Origin of the sequence: Planococcus notacanthi, assembly GCF_030407825.1 — a bacterium.
Lineage (GTDB): Bacteria > Bacillota > Bacilli > Bacillales_A > Planococcaceae > Planococcus > Planococcus notacanthi.
Genome location: NZ_JASDCQ010000001.1, coordinates 1428822 through 1445453, shown reverse-complemented (window position 1 = coordinate 1445453; position 16632 = coordinate 1428822). Strand labels below are relative to the sequence as shown.

Sequence of the window (16632 nt, the reverse complement as noted above, 5' to 3'; positions counted from 1 at the left end):
CCTATTACAGATGCTTAGCTAAAACTTCAACGAAAAGCTCCAAACCTTTCTGGTCGTCTTCTGTAAAACGGCTCAGCTCAGGGCTGTCGATATCCAGGACACCGATCACCTGATCTTCTTTCATCAGTGGAATGACAATTTCAGAACGGGATGCTGCATCACAGGCGATGTGGCCAGGAAATGCTTGGACATCTTCGACCAACATGGTTTTTTTGTCAGCTACGGCAGTTCCGCAGACGCCTTTCCCAACTGGAATCCGTACGCAGGCCGGTAGACCTTGAAACGGGCCAAGGACAAGCTCGCCGTCTTCCATCAAATAAAATCCTACCCAGTTGATGCGTTCAAGAAATTGGTTCAGCAAAGCAGAGGCATTGCTCAGGTTGGCGATGCTGTTGCTTTCGCCTTCCAATAAAGCATCCAATTGCTTTGATAACATTGTATATTGTTCTATACTACTGCCGCTGTAATCGGTTTGCGTAAACATAAATGATAACCCCATTTCATTTTGTTAAGTAATGGTTCAACTTAAGTAAGTATAGATTTTATCATAATGCTTATGCAAGCCATTGACATTGTGGGCATCTGATCCAAAAACCAGGGGGATGCCGAGGTACTTGGCATATCCGATAAAAGAGAGTGGTGGATAGGGTTCCAAACAGTCTAGTTTCGAGAATCCTGCACCATTCACATCAAGCTCCAGACCGGCTTTCTTCATTAATTGGAGAATATAGTGAATCTGTGCGCTATCATCGACTTTTTCGCCATGCGCCAATTGGAATTTATGGATCAGTGTCGGATGGCCGATGCGCTTAGGTTTGAATTGGCCGAGGTCAGCGTGTATGGATGCTTCCACTGTGTCATAATAAAGCTTATAAGCAGCTTCCACTGAACCGCTTGCAGCTGCCAATTCAGTAAAGACGTCTTTGCTGTAATCGGCGCAGAAATAACGGTTATCTGCTTTGAGAAAATGGACCGAAAGAATGGCATCGTCGAGAGCTGGTCCGATGTCATCCAAGAAAGAGCGGGTTTCTTTTTCGTATCCTGAGATAAAGTCCACTTCCAAACCTACGCGAATGCGGATATCGTTTTTATAGACATTTTTAAAATGGGTGATTTCGTGGAGATAAGGTGTGAGCTGCTCCATGCTCATGCCGCTGTCCTGATCAGGAGTGGGGTCTGTAAAGTTACCCGGGAGCGGTGCATGTTCGGTGAAGGAAATATCTGTAAAACCGGACTTTATTGCTTTTTCAATATAAAGTTGTGTTGCGTCTTTAGTCCCGTGAGGACAAAATTTCGTATGAATGTGACCATCTCGTCTCATAAAAGCAGCCTCTTTTCTATGTATTAAAAAATATAATCGCTTTTCTTCTAATTTGGCAAACAAAAGAGTAGAATACATGTTAAAATAAAAGAATCATGAATACATTTACGTATAACTGGTAATGTGATTTTGGAACAGGGGGCTATATGACTTATGATGGAGTATATCATCATTGCGGTCATCATTCTATTAGCGATAATAATCATCGGCTTTATGTTTCGTAAAAAACATTTGGCTGAAATTGAGCGCTTAGAACAATTAAAACTGCAAATACAAAATAAACCGATACTTGAAGAACTGACTAAAGTGAAACAGCTGAACATGAATGGCCAGACAGAAGAAATGTTCGAACGCTGGCGCAATGTGTGGACTGAAATCATGGATGTCCACATTCCTAAAATCGATGCTTCTCTCTATGACGCTGAGGAAGCCATTAACCGTTTCCGTTTCGGTAAAGCGACGAAGATCGAACAGGAAACTGAAGTCAAAATTGATAATGTAGATAAAGATATGAACGGTATCCTGGTGGAACTGGCAGAATTAATCGGCAGCGATGAAAAGAATCGCAACGAAATTGATCTGATCCAGGAAAAATACCGCCGCGCCCGTAAGAATCTATTGGCTCATCAGCATTCTTATGGTGCTGCAGCTGCGCCACTAGAGAAAAAGTTGGAGTCATTCATTCCGATGTTTGATGAATACGAAAAATTGACGACTGAAGGCAATTACTTAAAAGCCCGCGAAATTGTCATCAGTTTATCAACTGAAGGCGAAGAAGCGTTTTTATTGGCAGATGACATTCCATCATTGTTGGCTGATGTCCACAATAAGATCCCTTCTTATATAGCTGAATTGCGTCAAGGCAAGAGCGAAATGGAAGAGCAGTCGTATTATCTTGGCCACTTGGAGCTCACGCTTCAACTCGATGAGATAGAAGAAGAATTGGCAGTGTTAGAAGAAAACATCGCCCAGCTGGAAATTGCCCAAACAAAAATCGCAGTAGAAAAAATAAAAGACCGCATCGACTCGTTCTATGAATTGTTGGAAAAAGAAGTTGAAGCAAAGCATTATGTCGATGAATTCCAAATAGATACAGAACGCCATTTGGAAGTTGTGGCACGCGATACACAGGAAATGGAAGAGGAAAGCCGCTACGTGCAGCATAGCTACAAGATTAGTGAAAGCGAAGCTGCCATTCCAAAAGCATGCAAAGAAAAAATGGAGCAATTGGCGCAACGCTACGACTTATTGCGTACGCGCTTAGAAGAAGACCAATCCGCTTATTCAAGTTTGCAGGAAGAACTGATGCATATACGTGAAGATCTGTCGATTGTCGATTCGACACAAAACGATTTCATGACAGCATTGAAGAACTTGCGTGTTGAAGAAACCAATGCCAACGCTAAAGTGGAGCAGCTGAAACGCAAATTGCAGGAAACGGATCGCATCTTGCATAAAGCCAATATCCCTGGAATTCCGGAAGATATGGATGTGCGCCTCGAAGAAGCTGAAGAACATCTTTTTGTTGCGATGCAAACTTTGCGTGAAGTGCCATTGAACATGAAGCTTGTGGACAATTATTTGGAGCAGGCAGAAAAAAGTATTGATGACGTTCATGATAAAGCCGTTGAGATGGTAGAAAATGTGTTGTTGATTGAACGCATTATTCAATACGGCAACCGTTACCGGAAGTCGAATCAGCAATTAGATGCTAAACTTGGAGAAGCCGAAGAGTCATTCCGCCAGCTTCGTTATTCGAAAGCATTGGAAGAAGCGGCTACTGCGGTTGAAAACTTTGAACCGGGTTCAATGAAACGGATTGAAGTACTGGTCAAAGAAGACGCTTGGAACATCTAAAAAACAAAAGGCAAAACCACCAGCGGATTTGAGCTGGTGGTTTTCTTTTTCGGAGGTTACAGAATGAATTACCTGGACAATAGCGCAACAACTAAGCCGAAACAAGAAGTGCTTGAAGCATTCATAAAAGTAAATGAGCAATTTTATGCCAATCCGGCTTCTTTGCATGCACTTGGCAATCAAGCTGAAGATTTGCTGGAAACGGCCCGTAAGCAATTGAAGGACCTATTGCACATGGATAAAGTCATCTTCACTTCTGGCGGAACAGAATCGAATAATTTGGCTTTGATGGGCACAGCAAAAAGTTACCAGCACCGGGGCAGGCATATTGTCACCGCCCAAACTGAGCATCCTTCGGTCTTGAACAGCCTGGCAGCATTGGAACAACAAGGTTTTGAAGTGACGCGTCTGTCTGTAAACTACGCGGGGGAAATTGATATCGATGAGTTGAAGAATTCTTTGCGAAGCGATACGATTCTAGTATCACTCATGCATGTCAATAATGAAATCGGCACCATCCACCCTATTGCAGAAATCGCGGGTATGCTGAAAGAACGCCGAATTATCTTTCATGTCGATGCTGTCCAAAGCATTGGCAAGCTGACATTGGACCCGACAGCGATGCCGGATTTATTGACCCTATCAGGCCATAAAATTCATGGTTTGAAAGGCAGCGGATTATTGGCCTATACAGGTGTTGAACTGCAGGCTATTCAATACGGCGGCGGACAGGAAGATGGAATTCGGAGCGGCACTGTCTCTGTCCCGAATGCAGTTGCGCTTTCGAAAGCAGTAAGGCTGGCACAGCCGAACCCGCAGCATCACCAATGGAATCAAGATCTGCGCCAATTTTTCTCGGAATTTAAAGGCGTGAAAATCGTTAGTCCTAAAGGCGCGGCTCCACATATCCTGGCGGTAGCCGTCAAAGGAATAAAAGGTGAAATACTGGTATCTGGATTGCAAAAAGAGTCGGTAATCGTCTCTACTTCCAGTGCTTGTTCTTCTAAAAGCAAGGACACCAGCCACGTGAGTCAGGCAATCGGTCTGCCGCGCGAGTTTAAAGACGGTGTCATGCGGATCAGTTTCGGAGCATTTACTGAAAAACAGGACATCATTTCCCTAAAAAGAGCATTTCAGCGGGTATACCGCATGATTAAAGGAGTTTAACCTTATATGAAAACCAATCAAATTCTCGTCCGTTATGGCGAGCTGTCAACCAAAGGCAAAAACCGGAGTTCATTTATTGGAAGGCTGCGCGACAACGTCAGACAGACTTTCTCTGATTTGGAAAAGATCCGCATCAAAGCGGAACGTGACCGGATGTTCATTACCTCAGACGATGAAGAGGAATTGGCACAGGTGATTGAACGTTTGCCGCAAGTATTCGGCATCCAATCGTTCAGCCCTGTGACCGCATGTGAATTGGATTTGGAATCGATGAAGCGGACAGCGGAAGCTGTGGTCGCAAAAATCCAGGATACCGATAAGAGCTTCAAAGTATCCGTGAAGCGGCCGTTCAAGGAGTTTCCGCATGAAAAACCGGAAATTATGAAAGAGCTGAGCTCACACGTCCTGAGAGCTTTTCCGGATTTAAAAGTCCAAATGAAAGATCCGGAAATCGACCTGAAAGTGGAAGTACGTGAAGAAGCGGTCTATATGATGGCGGAAGTCATTCAAGGAGCCGGGGGCTTGCCGGTCGGTGCAGGCGGCAAGGCATTATTGATGCTGTCAGGTGGCTTAGATAGCCCCGTGGCAGGATATCATATGCTGAAGCGCGGAGTCCGGTTGGAGCTGATCCATTTCTTTAGTCCGCCATTCACCAACGACCGTGCCAAGGAAAAGGTATTCGATCTGGCTGAAAAGCTATCGCAATTCGGTTCTTCCGTCAATCTGCACATCATTCCATTCACCAAGCTTCAGCAGGAAGTGCACAAGCAGGTTCCTGATAATATTACGATGACTTCTACACGACGCATGATGATGCGTGTCGCTGATTTGGTTTTGAATGAAACCAATTGCCGTGCCATCATCACCGGTGAAAGCTTGGGTCAAGTGGCCAGCCAGACGCTGGAAAGCCTGCAGGCCATCAATGCCGTAACAAATACCCCAGTCCTGCGTCCGTTGATTGCTGCGGATAAATTGGAGATTATCGAGACGGCCCAGAAAATCGGGACCTATGATATTTCCATCCGGCCGTTTGAAGATTGCTGCACCATTTTTACCCCGGCAAATCCGAAAACCAAACCAAAGCTTGAAAAAGTGGAGTACTATGAAAACTTCGTTTCATTTGATGAATTGATCCAGGAAGCTGTGGCGGAGCGGGAAATCATCAAGTTTCCGCGCGTAAAAGTAAATCAATTTGAAGATTTGTTATAAAGATTGAGCTGCCTATATGGGTGGCTCTTTTTTTATTGTCAACAATCTTATTGTTTTACATAGAGTTGAGGAGGACGCATGGGGTTTTGTGATTGTATAGGATGAATTGACGGTTCTGCATGAGCGATTCGGAGGTCTACCGGAGTATGTGATGCTGCTGCCTTAACTAGTTGCTTCTCTATGTGAAGTTTCTGCATGCCTGCATGAATCATGCGGAAATTGAAGATGCACACTGTGCTCGGTGGGCGAAAGGTCCAACACTGTGTGTGAGCTTTGCTTCGGTAAAGTGTAGCACTCTTTCTGTAACTGTTCGTGGTGCGGACAGCTTCCATTCATTGGCTGGAACTTTTGTGAAACAGCTCGAATTTAGGTAAGAATGGAGGAAGTGCATGTAAAGGACCAATTAGTTCAGGAAGAAAGAGGGCATATCCCTATAGCCGCTCCGAAATTGTTGAAAGAAACTCAATTTGTTCGTGTATATGCATTTAACCTGTCACCCGTTAAAACTCCAATATCTACAAATAAAATTTAAGGCGAAAAAGTGATCCGTTTCATCTCATAGTCCCACTATATGAAATTATATGAATACTTAAAAACTTCCTGTATAATGATAGGAGTATAATAATAACACTATCTGCAAGGGGGAATTACTGTGAAACGAGAAGAATTAGTAGCGCCGGAATCGTATAACCTGGTCGAGGAAATTGAGCGATACGCCAAAGGGGACGGGAAACTGGCGATTCTATGGGAAAATGGCCAAGGCGAGAAACAGCAAGTTACATATGATGAATTAATGCAACGCGCCAACCGTGCAGCAAATAGTTTTGAAAAAGCGGGATTGGTGAAAGGCGATGTGGTCCTGGTGATGGTGCCGCGTTTGATTGAAGCCTATGTTGCGTACATTGGTGCTTTGAAAGCCGGATTGGCGGTCATTCCAAGCTCGGAAATGCTTAGAGCCAAAGACATTGCCTACCGTTTGAACCACAGTGATGCCAAAGCAGTCATTGCTTATGAGCCGTTCATGGACCAATTTGAAGGCGTCAAGGAAATGGATAATGTCGTCAAGTTTGTCATCGGCCAATCTGATCAGTCTTGGATATCCTTATTGGATGAAATGGAAACCGCTTCTGCCGAATACATAGCAGCACCGACAAAGAAAGACGATATGGCATTTTTGTCATATACATCAGGAACCACCGGCAATCCAAAAGGCGCAGTCCACAGCCATGGCTGGGCATATGCCCATCTTCGGACATCCGCTGAACACTGGCTGGGAGCGAAGGAAGGCGATGTCGTATGGGCTACAGCGAGTCCGGGCTGGCAAAAATGGATTTGGAGCCCGTTCCTGGCAACGCTCGGCAGTGGAGCAACAGGTTTTGTCTACAATGGCAAATTCGATCCGGCTGTCTATTTAGAGCTTTTGGAGAAGCGCAAAATTAACGTGCTGTGCTGCACACCGACAGAATACCGGTTGATGGCGAAACAAAAAGATTTAGCGAAATATGATTTATCTGCTTTGCACAGTGCCGTGTCAGCTGGAGAACCGCTCAATGCAGAAGTGATCAATGTCTTTAAAAATCACTTCAACCTGGAAGTACGGGACGGCTATGGACAGACTGAAAATACATTGCTTGTCGGTGTGATGAAAGGCATGGAAGCCCGTACCGGCTCAATGGGGAAACCGACGCCCGGCAACCGAGTGGAAATCATTGATGATTTCGGTCAGCCGTGTGCTACCGGAGAAGTAGGGGACATCGCGGTCCATGTGGACACCCCTGCTTTGTTCAAGGAATACTTTAAAGATCCGGAGCGCACCAGCATGCAATTCCGCGGGGAGTATTATGTCACAGGAGACAAAGCGTCAAGAGACGATGATGGTTACTTCTGGTTTGAAGGAAGGGGAGACGACATCATCATTTCATCCGGTTACACAATCGGGCCGTTCGAAGTGGAAGATGCGCTGGTCAAGCATCCGGCTGTTCAGGAATGTGCAGTCATCGGTGCACCTGATGAAATACGTGGCACCATCGTTAAAGCTTTTGTGGTGCTAGTGGCGGACTACAAAGCTTCCGACGACTTAGTGAAAGAACTGCAAGACTATGTCAAAGAATTGACGGCACCGTATAAATACCCGCGCGCTATTGATTTTCGTCAGGAATTGCCGAAAACGGCATCCGGCAAAATTCGGCGAGTGGAATTGCGCCAGCAGGAAAACCAAAAGAAATAATGATCCGCACTTTCTTTGGCTGATTTCAATGACATCAGCGATACCGCTCAAACTGCAGTACCCGAACAATGTAATTTCCATTTTCACAAGGCAAATTCCTTATTTCAAGGAGTTTGTCTTTATTTACTTTCCGCGTACTGTCAGCCTATAATGAGACTATTATTTCGAAATATAAAATAAAAAACAGAATGGTGCGCGATGCAGGATGACAGATTCTAAAAAAGGCGTTTTAGTCATTATTTTAACTTACACATTATGGGGATTTATGCCGATATTCTGGAAACAGATCGATCATGTTCCGGCAGACGAAATCCTGGCAGGCCGAATTATTTGGTCGTTCTTGCTGACGCTGGGTTTTATTCTTCTATTGAATGGCGGCCGACAGCTTTGGCTTGATTTGAAAATGCTGTGGGCTTCCAAGAAAAAATTCTTTTTGCTGATGTTGGCCTCTTTTCTGATTTCTGCAAACTGGTTTTTGTATGTCTATGCGGTTTCCGAAGGCCGGATTGTCGAGACCAGCCTTGGCTATTACATTAACCCGTTGATTTCCATGCTATTGGGGGCTCTTTTCCTGAAGGAGAAACTATCGCCCGCTATTAAAATAGCGTTTCTATTGGCTGCAACAGGCGTTTTGATTTTAACATTTTCGTTCGGTTCTTTGCCGTGGCTGGCATTGGGAATGGCTTTCAGCTTTGCTTTTTATGGCCTCATCAAGAAAACGATCCGTTTGGATGCGCTTCGTGGATTAGCGATTGAAACCTTGTTCGTTTTCCCGATTGCCATCGCTTATTATGTCTATTTGATGTCGATAGACCGTGTGTCCTTTTTGCAGATCGGATTGACGACAGACGTCTTGCTGATCGCCAGCGGATTGGTCACGGCACTGCCATTATTGCTTTTTGCTATTGGTGCTCCGCTAATTCCTTTGTACATGATCGGATTCCTGCAGTACATTGCGCCTTCACTGATGCTGTTGATCGGAGTATTCATTTATGGCGAGGCGTTCGATGCGGTAGATTTGATTTCCTTTTCGTTGATTTGGAGTGCATTGATTCTTTTCACATCGTCGAAATTTCTTGAGGCGCGGAGCATCCGGAAAGCTAATCGCAAAATTTCGGCATAAAATTCCTTTTCCAATGAAACATTTGCCAGTGTTTCCCGTATAGTAAGAAGTAGAAACTAAGGAGGGAATTGCTTAAATGAATACGAAACGATGGATCGCTTTAGTAGTAGCTGCAGCCGTATTGGGGATTTCGCTGGTCATCAATTCAGCGTTCGCTTTTCTTCAAAGCGGATTTGGCGAAAGTGTCGATGAATTAATGGCGACTACACAATCAAGCCTCTCGGAAGTTGTCATGGAAGATGGAGATTTCGATAATCGGGTCGCCGTGTTGAATGTAGATGGCGCCATCCAGGATACCGGTGAAGCGGCATCTCTATTTGGTACAACCGGCTACAACCACTCTTCCTTCATGGAACAATTGGAAAATGTGAAAGAGGATTCTACAGTTAAAGCCGTGGTGCTTACAGTAAACTCACCAGGTGGAGGCGTAGTGGAATCTGCAGAGATTTACGATAAAATCACTGAAATCCAGGAAGAAACGCAAAAGCCTTTTTATGTCTCAATGGGAGCCATGGCTGCATCAGGCGGTTATTATATTGCGGCACCAGCTGAAAAGATTTTTGTGAACGAAGAAACTTTGACGGGTTCAATCGGCGTCATTATGCAGAGCGTCAATTATGGTGAATTGGCTGAGCGGTACGGCGTTGACTTTGTGACCATCAAGTCAGGTCCATACAAAGATATTATGAGTGCGACGCGTGATATGACAGAAGATGAGCGTGCTCTTCTTCAAACGATGCTGGATGATTCGTACGAGTCATTTGTGGATGTTATTGAAGAAGGCCGAGGCATGACTGAAGAACAAGTCAAAGCTGTTGCTGATGGGCGAATCATGAATGGCCGTCAAGCAGTTGAAGCAAATCTGGCAGACGATTTCGGATTTGAAGAAGATGTCATCGAACAAGTGAAAGCTGATTTCGAACTGGGCAATGCCCAGGTGTTCCAATATGGAGCTTCACAAGGATGGGAATCGCTCCTGTCGATGAAAATGAGTTCTTTCTTCGGCAATGATATTGAAACTCAAATGATTTCGAAAATGCTTACTGAGTATAGTTCTCCTCGTATGATGTATTTATACGGTGATAAATAAGGAGGGACCATGATGACAGACCACGAAACGAATGAAACAGCAACAGAAGTTCAAGTCGCGCCGCATCGTCCCGAAACGCCGAGCTACGAGGAAGTTCTTTTTTACGAACGGAAACCTGCGGGGTTTTGGGTTCGGTTTTGGGCATATTTGATTGATTTACTGATCATTACAGCCCTTACATCGATTTTGATCAAACCCGCCTTTGCTTTAATGGGTCTTGAAACAACTGAAACCTCGTGGTATGCACCATTTGCCATCATGTCAGCCATCGTCTTCTATGGCTATTTTGTACTGATGACCAAATTCTTCAGACAGACGGTCGGAAAAATGATCATGGGCATCCGTGTGGTATCTTTAAAGTCCAATCACTTGTCATGGACGACATTGCTGTTCCGTGAATGGATTGGCCGCTTCCTTTCAGTGACCATCTGGCCGCTTTACTGGATTGTCGGCTTTACGCCCTTAAAACAAGGAGTTCATGATTTTATCGCAGATACGACAGTGGTCCACGAAGAATCTTTCAGAAAAAACAATGCAGTGAAGAAACGTACAGACGGGTCTGGGTTGCATGAGACCAGCGCGGTTTAGTATGATAGATGGAAGACGAAAGTGAGGCGCTTTAATTGGTACAAATTACATTCAAGAAAAACCCTGTGACTTTACCGAACAAAGAAGTGAAAGTTGGAGAGCAGGCTCCGGAGTTTACAGTCCTGTCAACAGGTTTGGAACCGGTGACGCTTAAGGATACAGCCGGAAAAATCCGATTGGTCAGCGTAGTGCCTTCACTGGATACGGGCGTATGCTCAGATCAGACGAAACGTTTCAGCGAAGAAGCGGCTTCCCTTGGTGACGATGTGGAGGTTCTGACGATTTCTGCTGATTTGCCGTTTGCGCAAAAGCGTTGGACGGAAATCAATAAAGTGGACGCGATTACGACTTTATCCGATCATCGTGACCTGTCATTCGGTGAAGCTTATGGCGTGACGATGCAGGAGCTGCGATTGCTTGCCCGTTCGATTTTTGTCATTGATGGAAACGACAAAATTGCATATGTAGAGTATGTGCCTGAAGGAACGGACCATCCGGATTACGAAAAAGCGTTGAACGCAGTTAAAGAATTAACAAACTAATACTAGAAACCCACTCGGGAGAGTGGGTTTCCTTATTGAGGACGGCGAAAGCATGAATTCTATGATGGAAAAGACATTTAATTTTATTGATAATCACACAACGGCTATCCAGAAAGAGCAGGATAATGCTTATTTGGAAAGTCTGTTGACCACTACTGAAAATTGGCTGGACGGCATCATCAAGCCCGAGGAGGGAGCCAGCAAGGAAGACATCCGTAAAGCACTTCAGCTGGCTGTACTTAAAGGCATGAAAGAGCATATTCAGCCGCATCATCAAATGACTCCGGACGCACTTGGGTTATTGGTCGGCTATCTGGTGGAATTATTCGTTAAAAAAGAACAGGCCGTTATTTTGGATCCGGCTGTCGGCACCGGCAATCTGCTGCTGACTGTAATGAATTACTTGGACGGCCGAATGACAGGAGCGGGTGTAGAGCTGGATGACCTGTTGATTCGACTGGCTTCCAATGCCGGCAACCTGGTTGAACAGCCCATCACTTTCTATTTGCAGGATGCGCTGCAGCCTTTATTGATCGACCCGGTGGACGTAGTGGTTTCAGATCTGCCAGTGGGCTATTATCCCGACGAGGAAACAGCAGCAACTTATGAGTTGAAGGCGGATGAAGGCATGTCCTATGCTCACCACCTCTTTATCGAACAATCATTGAAGCATACGGCTGAAGGCGGATATCTGTTTTTTATCGTGCCGAAAGCTTTATTTGAATCAGCGCAGGCGAGCCAATTGCATAGTTTCCTGAAAAAACATGCCCATATCCAGGCTGTCATGGAATTGCCGGAAACCCTGTTCAAGAACTCGGCCCACGCTAAAGGGATTTTGGTTTTGCAGAAAAAGCAAGAAGGCGTCAAAGCACCGAAGGAAGTGCTGTTGGCACGCGTTCCGAATATGTCCAAACCGGAATCCATGTCTAAATTCTTCTCACAGGTTGCAGGTTGGTTTAAAGAAAACAAAGAATAGAGAAGCGTGTTTATGCTATACTTAAGCTATAAAACATCCATATGCACTATTTTGATGAAAAGAGGGATGCGCAATGACTGAGTCAAACGAAGCGCCGAAAAAAGTTAGTTTGCAGGAAGCTGTAAAACGCCAATTGGAAGCTAAGAAAAACCAGGAGTCAGGCAAACAGTCTGGCGGCAACGCTTCACTTTCAACTAAGAAAATGAAGAGCCAGCAATCAAAGAAAGTCAGCAATAACCGCCGTAAAATGGGTACGTAATGAACGGCAAATGACAAAAGGCAAGGGAGTCTATCCTTTGCCTTTTTTCTATGGGGAAAATTCTATATTAAATTCTTGATATAGAATGTGTATACTATAGTTAATTGAATATTCGGATATAAGGAGGAAATCGATATGCATGCCAATCTGCAACCTGCCTTTGACTCCAGGACTTTTCAGGCGGACTGTGCCAATTGTTTTGGGCTATGCTGCGTGGCACTGGCCTTTACCGTTTCAGCCGACTTTCCGGTCGACAAGGAAAGGGGCATTGCCTGCAAAAACCTGCAGGATGATTTTCGCTGTGCCATCCATCGGAACTTAAAGCTTTCCGGCTACAGCGGCTGCACAACATTCGATTGTCTTGGAGCTGGACAAAAAGTATCGCAGCAGACATTCGGGGGCATTAGTTGGAAAGACGATCCGAAATCAGCTTCCCAAATGTTTCAAGTACTGCCGATTATGCAGCAGCTCCAGGAAATGCTGCTGTACCTCACCGAGGGAATCGAGCGCTGCACTGATAAGCAGCTACAGGAAACACTGCAAATCAGCAGACGAGAAATCGATAAATTGACACAAGCATCTGCTGAACAGCTATTGGCTGAAAATCTGCCGAAAATGCGCCGATCCATTAACGAATTGCTTGTGCAAGTCAGTGAACAGGTCCGTCTTGAATCGGGACGTTTAGGCAAAAAAAAAACAGAAGAAAAAAGGCCCGGATTACCAGGGAGCAAACTTGATGGGGGAGAAACTTAGAGGACGCGATATAAGAGGTGCGAATTTTAGAGGTGCCTACTTGATTGGTGCTGATTTGAGTGATGCCGATTTAAGGAATTCGGATTTTATCGGTGCGGACCTGCGGGATTGCAACTTAAGCGGAGTCGATCTAACAGGCGCTATTTTTCTGACGCAAATGCAAGTAAATTCGGCAAAGGGAGATGCAGACACTTGCTTGCCGCCTCTCTTGTCAAAACCTGCTCATTGGGAAAGTGCCGGGCGAACTCTGTGGTGACGTGATGGCTTAAAAGAGGAGGGATAGGATGCCTGCAGGATTGTGGCTGCGGTTCCAGGCTTTTGCTGCTGATTATTTATTGATTTTTGGCTACTTGCTGTTGGTGATGGTTGTTTCGATGTTTTTGATTCCCTCACTTCAGGAATTATTTCAAGCTTCTCCAGGAAAGGCTCAGCTGACCGGTTTCTTATTGGTCACTTTACCGGTTTCGCTTTACTTTGTTGTAACGGATTCGCGTCTAGGGGGGCAATCGTTGGGCAAACGCAAAATCCATATTCAAGTGGTTGATGAAAACCACCAAGCGATTTCCGTTTCCCGTGCTGTCTTGCGGACTGCATTAAAATTTTTGCCTTGGGAATTGTCCCATTTCATGGCGTACCGTATGATTTATTTAGGAGATGGAGCAGTTCAGTTAATGGATTACGTTATGGGCGGCTTGGTCTACGCATTGATTTTTTTGTATATTCTCATGGTTATATTCACGAAAAACAAACAGTCACTTTATGATTGGATTGCAAAAACCCATGTAGTGAAATCAAATTTTTCCTAAAAAGTATTGACTTGAGGAAGAGAACTGGTAGAATCTATTTCAATATACTTTTAAAAAATCAACTATTGATAAATAAAGCGATCGATGATTTAGTAGGCAATTTGTGTGCAGCAGCAAGAGACTGGATGGCAGGTGTGAATTCAGGCAGCAAATTGGATGAAATACACCATCAGTTGGGATCGTTTCGAAAAGAAGTGGATGTTTTGAACTGTCAAAGCATCAAATTGGGTGGTAACGCGGAGAAAACCTTCGTCCCTTTATGGGGATGAGTGGTTTTCTCTTTTTTTATAGGAAAAAGGAGTGTTCAATATGTACCAGATCAAACCGGTGATTACACCGAAATTTGCAGAAGCATTTGCACTGATAGTTATTATTTTTCTGTTGATCAGCGTCAGCATCATCCGCTTTGAATCGGTTCCGCATATTCCGATTCTGTTGTCGATTCTCTTGCTGTTTGGCTATGGCTTGTTAAAGAAAGTGTCGTACCGGACGCTGGAAAAAGGCTTGGTGGAAGGGGCCGGAGCTGGAATGAGTGCCGTTTTCCTGTTTTTCTTTATCGGCATACTTATCAGCAGCTGGATGATCAGCGGAACCATTCCGACACTGATTTTCACGGGATTCACGTTAATTTCAATGACGTTCTTCTACGCCATTGTCTTTATTGTGACTTCATTGATCGGTTTGTCCATCGGCAGTTCCTTGACGACCGTTGCGACAATCGGGGTTGCTTTTATCGGTATGGCGACAGCAATGGATTTGTCATTGGCGATTACAGCAGGGGCGATTGTGTCAGGTGCCTTTTTTGGAGATAAAATGTCACCGCTATCTGATACGACGAACCTGGCTTCCACAATTGTTGGAGTGGACCTGTTTGAACATATCCGCAATATGGGCTGGACAACTATTCCGGCATTTGGCATTACATTAATTTTGTTTGCGTTGCTTTCTCCTGAAACAGCTGGCGCAAGTGTGCAAGACGTAACGCTCTTTAAAGAAGGGCTTAAAACCACCGGGATGATTCACTGGTATACGATTATCCCATTGGCTGTACTGATCATTTCGACACTCATGAAAATACCCGCATTAATGACGCTGGCTTTGAGCTCGATATCCGCTATCTTCATTTCTTTTCTCCATCAGAGTTCGACGGCATCCGAGATTTTTTCAGTACTGTTCAGTGGGTACGTATCCACGACAGGGATTGAAGAAATTGATGCATTGCTGTCCCGCGGCGGAATGGAAAGTATGATGTTCACTGTGGCATTGGTGCTGCTCGCACTCAGCATGGGTGGCTTGTTGTTTACATTGGGCATTGTCCAATGTTTGCTGGCAACTATAGAGAGCTTGCTGAAAAAGGTTTCATCTGTCATTGCTGCTTCTGCTTTAACGGCAATCGGCATCAATGTGCTGATCGGCGAACAATACTTGTCGATATTGTTAACTGGGCAAGCATTTAAAGAACCTTATGACAAAGTAGGGCTGGCGGGGAAAAACCTTAGCCGAGTGATGGAAGATGCAGGGACCGTGGTCAATCCACTCGTTCCCTGGAGCGTCTGCGGAATCTTTATTACAGGGGGCATCGGTGTTTCGACGCTTGATTATCTTCCTTTCGCCTTCTTTTGCCTCTTGTCTCCATTATTGACTGTACTGTTTGGTTTTACAGGAAAAACGTTGACGTACAAGCAAGCTAAATAAAATAGAAAAGCAGGAACAGGTGATGCTTAGGCTCATCTGTTTTTATTTCAGTAGAGGGAATTTCGAAAGGGAGTCGAATAGTACTCGTAACAGACTATTTTGCCGCCATGCCTCGGAAAAACAGTCGAAGGAGTGGATAAAATGTATCAATCAATTTTATTAGCCGTAGACGGTTCGGAGAATTCCATGCGGGCTGGCAAACAAGCCGCACAACTGGCATCTCTGATAACAGGTGTGGAAGTGACGGTGTTATATGTTTCGGATTTCAACGAAGACAGCAACGAAGAAGTGCATGATGGCGGTTCGGTTGAGTTTGAACTGTCGCGTGAGAAAAAAATTCAGCCTGTCAGAGAATCATTGGAGCGTGAAAATATCTATTATAAAACGGAAATCATGCATGGCCGGCCGGCGCCAGTCATCATCGAGCTGGCTAACGACGGCAATTTTGATTTGGTGGTCATCGGCAGCAGAGGGTTGAATCCGATTTCTGAAATGGTTTTAGGGAGCGTCAGCCATAAAGTCTTAAATCATGTGCATTGTCCAGTTCTCGTCGTGAAATAAGGCAGACCGGTCAGCATTCGATTCTGGTATACTGGAGAAAATGATCGGTCTGCCAGTTGCTTGAGATACTGCAAGACCAGCTGGAGGAAAAATCAATGGAAAATTTACCGAATTGTCCCGAATGCAACTCTGAGTATACGTATGAAGATGGCCGCTTGCTGGTATGTCCGGAATGCGCTCACGAGTGGAGCCTTGTAGCTGAGGCTGAAAACGCGGAAGCAGAACAGCTTGTTAAAGATGCCAATGGCACGCTTCTGAAAGATGGAGACGCGGTTACTGTCATCAAAGATTTGAAAGTCAAAGGCAGTTCTTCTACTTTGAAGATTGGCACTAAAGTAAAGAGTATCCGTTTGGTAGAAGGCGACCATAACATCGATTGCAAAATTGATGGTTTTGGCGCAATGAAGCTGAAATCGGAATTCGTCAAAAAAGTGTAACGTGAAAAGACCCCGTGCAAA

Annotated in this window: 18 protein-coding genes; 16 read left to right on the top strand and 2 right to left on the bottom strand. The window is 44.8% G+C overall.

Translation table 11 applies throughout. The features are described from left to right. Nucleotides 1-4 precede the first annotated feature (4 nt). Both QMA01_RS07065 and hisJ read right to left on the bottom strand, forming a co-directional pair. Nucleotides 5-484 (bottom strand): GAF domain-containing protein, encoded by a 480-nt coding sequence (locus QMA01_RS07065; RefSeq protein WP_191716714.1) that lies wholly within the window; start codon nt 482-484, stop codon nt 5-7. Nucleotides 485-520: 36 nt separating this feature from the next. Next, nucleotides 521-1321, bottom strand: a complete 801-nt coding sequence (gene hisJ, locus QMA01_RS07060) for a histidinol-phosphatase HisJ (RefSeq protein WP_290214603.1) — start codon at nt 1319-1321, stop codon at nt 521-523. A gap of 153 nt (nt 1322-1474) precedes the next feature. On the opposite strand from hisJ, the gene ezrA reads away from it, so the two are divergent. From ezrA to QMA01_RS06985, 16 genes are all read left to right on the top strand, one after another. Beyond that, nucleotides 1475-3178, top strand: coding sequence for a septation ring formation regulator EzrA (gene ezrA, locus QMA01_RS07055; RefSeq protein ID WP_191716716.1), 1704 nt, complete (start codon nt 1475-1477; stop codon nt 3176-3178). Nucleotides 3179-3241: 63 nt separating this feature from the next. Next, nucleotides 3242-4345, top strand: coding sequence for a cysteine desulfurase family protein (locus tag QMA01_RS07050; protein ID WP_191716717.1), 1104 nt, complete (start codon nt 3242-3244; stop codon nt 4343-4345). Between the two features lie 6 nt (nt 4346-4351). Then, nucleotides 4352-5554, top strand: coding sequence for a tRNA uracil 4-sulfurtransferase ThiI (gene thiI, locus QMA01_RS07045; RefSeq protein ID WP_290214602.1), 1203 nt, complete (start codon nt 4352-4354; stop codon nt 5552-5554). A 652-nt stretch (nt 5555-6206) separates the two neighbouring features. Further along, nucleotides 6207-7781, top strand: coding sequence for an acyl-CoA synthetase MbcS (gene mbcS, locus QMA01_RS07040; protein ID WP_290214601.1), 1575 nt, complete (start codon nt 6207-6209; stop codon nt 7779-7781). A gap of 205 nt (nt 7782-7986) precedes the next feature. Next, the gene (gene rarD / locus QMA01_RS07035) at nt 7987-8904 is read left to right on the top strand and encodes an EamA family transporter RarD (RefSeq protein WP_290214600.1); all 918 of its coding nucleotides are present in this window, start codon (nt 7987-7989) and stop codon (nt 8902-8904) included. A 76-nt stretch (nt 8905-8980) separates the two neighbouring features. Further along, nucleotides 8981-9994 carry a signal peptide peptidase SppA gene (gene sppA, locus QMA01_RS07030; RefSeq protein ID WP_191716722.1) on the top strand — a complete coding sequence of 338 codons (1014 nt, stop codon included), beginning with the start codon at nt 8981-8983 and terminating at the stop codon, nt 9992-9994. Nucleotides 9995-10006: 12 nt separating this feature from the next. Further along, nucleotides 10007-10582: an RDD family protein gene (locus QMA01_RS07025; protein WP_290214658.1), complete on the top strand. Its 576-nt coding sequence runs from the start codon at nt 10007-10009 to the stop codon at nt 10580-10582. A gap of 35 nt (nt 10583-10617) precedes the next feature. Then, nucleotides 10618-11124, top strand: a complete 507-nt coding sequence (gene tpx / locus QMA01_RS07020) for a thiol peroxidase (RefSeq protein WP_191716723.1) — start codon at nt 10618-10620, stop codon at nt 11122-11124. 52 nt (nt 11125-11176) lie between these two features. Further along, on the top strand, nt 11177-12100 hold the full coding sequence (locus tag QMA01_RS07015) for a class I SAM-dependent methyltransferase (RefSeq protein WP_191716724.1): 924 nt from the start codon (nt 11177-11179) through the stop codon (nt 12098-12100). A 73-nt stretch (nt 12101-12173) separates the two neighbouring features. After that, complete coding sequence (locus QMA01_RS07010) at nt 12174-12359, top strand: hypothetical protein (RefSeq protein ID WP_191716725.1); 186 nt, start codon at nt 12174-12176, stop codon at nt 12357-12359. A gap of 135 nt (nt 12360-12494) precedes the next feature. After that, on the top strand, nt 12495-13112 hold the full coding sequence (locus QMA01_RS07005; RefSeq protein ID WP_301611026.1) for a hypothetical protein: 618 nt from the start codon (nt 12495-12497) through the stop codon (nt 13110-13112). After that, a complete protein-coding gene (locus QMA01_RS18185; protein ID WP_301611027.1) occupies nt 13096-13368 on the top strand; it encodes a pentapeptide repeat-containing protein in 273 nt (90 codons plus the stop codon). Before QMA01_RS07005 ends, QMA01_RS18185 begins: the two co-directional genes overlap by 17 nt. Before the next feature lie 28 nt (nt 13369-13396). Further along, complete coding sequence (locus QMA01_RS07000) at nt 13397-13918, top strand: RDD family protein (RefSeq protein WP_290214599.1); 522 nt, start codon at nt 13397-13399, stop codon at nt 13916-13918. Between the two features lie 309 nt (nt 13919-14227). Beyond that, a complete protein-coding gene (nhaC, locus tag QMA01_RS06995; RefSeq protein ID WP_290214598.1) occupies nt 14228-15613 on the top strand; it encodes a Na+/H+ antiporter NhaC in 1386 nt (461 codons plus the stop codon). Between the two features lie 141 nt (nt 15614-15754). Further along, nucleotides 15755-16174: a universal stress protein gene (locus tag QMA01_RS06990; protein ID WP_290214597.1), complete on the top strand. Its 420-nt coding sequence runs from the start codon at nt 15755-15757 to the stop codon at nt 16172-16174. 95 nt (nt 16175-16269) lie between these two features. Further along, entirely contained in the window at nt 16270-16611 is a 342-nt protein-coding gene (locus tag QMA01_RS06985) for a zinc ribbon domain-containing protein YjdM (RefSeq protein WP_203341189.1), read from the top strand. Nucleotides 16612-16632: the final 21 nt, after the last annotated feature.

Bases quoted from the DNA above. Each gene is read 5' to 3' on its own strand.
- QMA01_RS07015 (WP_191716724.1), top strand. From the start codon at position 11,177: ATGAATTCTATGATGGAAAAGACATTTAATTTTATTGATAATCACACA.
- nhaC (WP_290214598.1), top strand. From the start codon at position 14,228: ATGTACCAGATCAAACCGGTGATTACACCGAAATTTGCAGAAGCATTT.
- QMA01_RS07050 (WP_191716717.1), top strand. From the start codon at position 3,242: ATGAATTACCTGGACAATAGCGCAACAACTAAGCCGAAACAAGAAGTG.
- QMA01_RS18185 (WP_301611027.1), top strand. From the start codon at position 13,096: ATGGGGGAGAAACTTAGAGGACGCGATATAAGAGGTGCGAATTTTAGA.
- QMA01_RS07010 (WP_191716725.1), top strand. From the start codon at position 12,174: ATGACTGAGTCAAACGAAGCGCCGAAAAAAGTTAGTTTGCAGGAAGCT.
- hisJ (WP_290214603.1), bottom strand. From the start codon at position 1,321: ATGAGACGAGATGGTCACATTCATACGAAATTTTGTCCTCACGGGACT.
- QMA01_RS06990 (WP_290214597.1), top strand. From the start codon at position 15,755: ATGTATCAATCAATTTTATTAGCCGTAGACGGTTCGGAGAATTCCATG.
- sppA (WP_191716722.1), top strand. From the start codon at position 8,981: ATGAATACGAAACGATGGATCGCTTTAGTAGTAGCTGCAGCCGTATTG.
- rarD (WP_290214600.1), top strand. From the start codon at position 7,987: ATGACAGATTCTAAAAAAGGCGTTTTAGTCATTATTTTAACTTACACA.
- QMA01_RS06985 (WP_203341189.1), top strand. From the start codon at position 16,270: ATGGAAAATTTACCGAATTGTCCCGAATGCAACTCTGAGTATACGTAT.
- QMA01_RS07005 (WP_301611026.1), top strand. From the start codon at position 12,495: ATGCATGCCAATCTGCAACCTGCCTTTGACTCCAGGACTTTTCAGGCG.
- QMA01_RS07000 (WP_290214599.1), top strand. From the start codon at position 13,397: ATGCCTGCAGGATTGTGGCTGCGGTTCCAGGCTTTTGCTGCTGATTAT.
- QMA01_RS07025 (WP_290214658.1), top strand. From the start codon at position 10,007: ATGACAGACCACGAAACGAATGAAACAGCAACAGAAGTTCAAGTCGCG.
- ezrA (WP_191716716.1), top strand. From the start codon at position 1,475: ATGATGGAGTATATCATCATTGCGGTCATCATTCTATTAGCGATAATA.
- QMA01_RS07065 (WP_191716714.1), bottom strand. From the start codon at position 484: ATGTTTACGCAAACCGATTACAGCGGCAGTAGTATAGAACAATATACA.
- thiI (WP_290214602.1), top strand. From the start codon at position 4,352: ATGAAAACCAATCAAATTCTCGTCCGTTATGGCGAGCTGTCAACCAAA.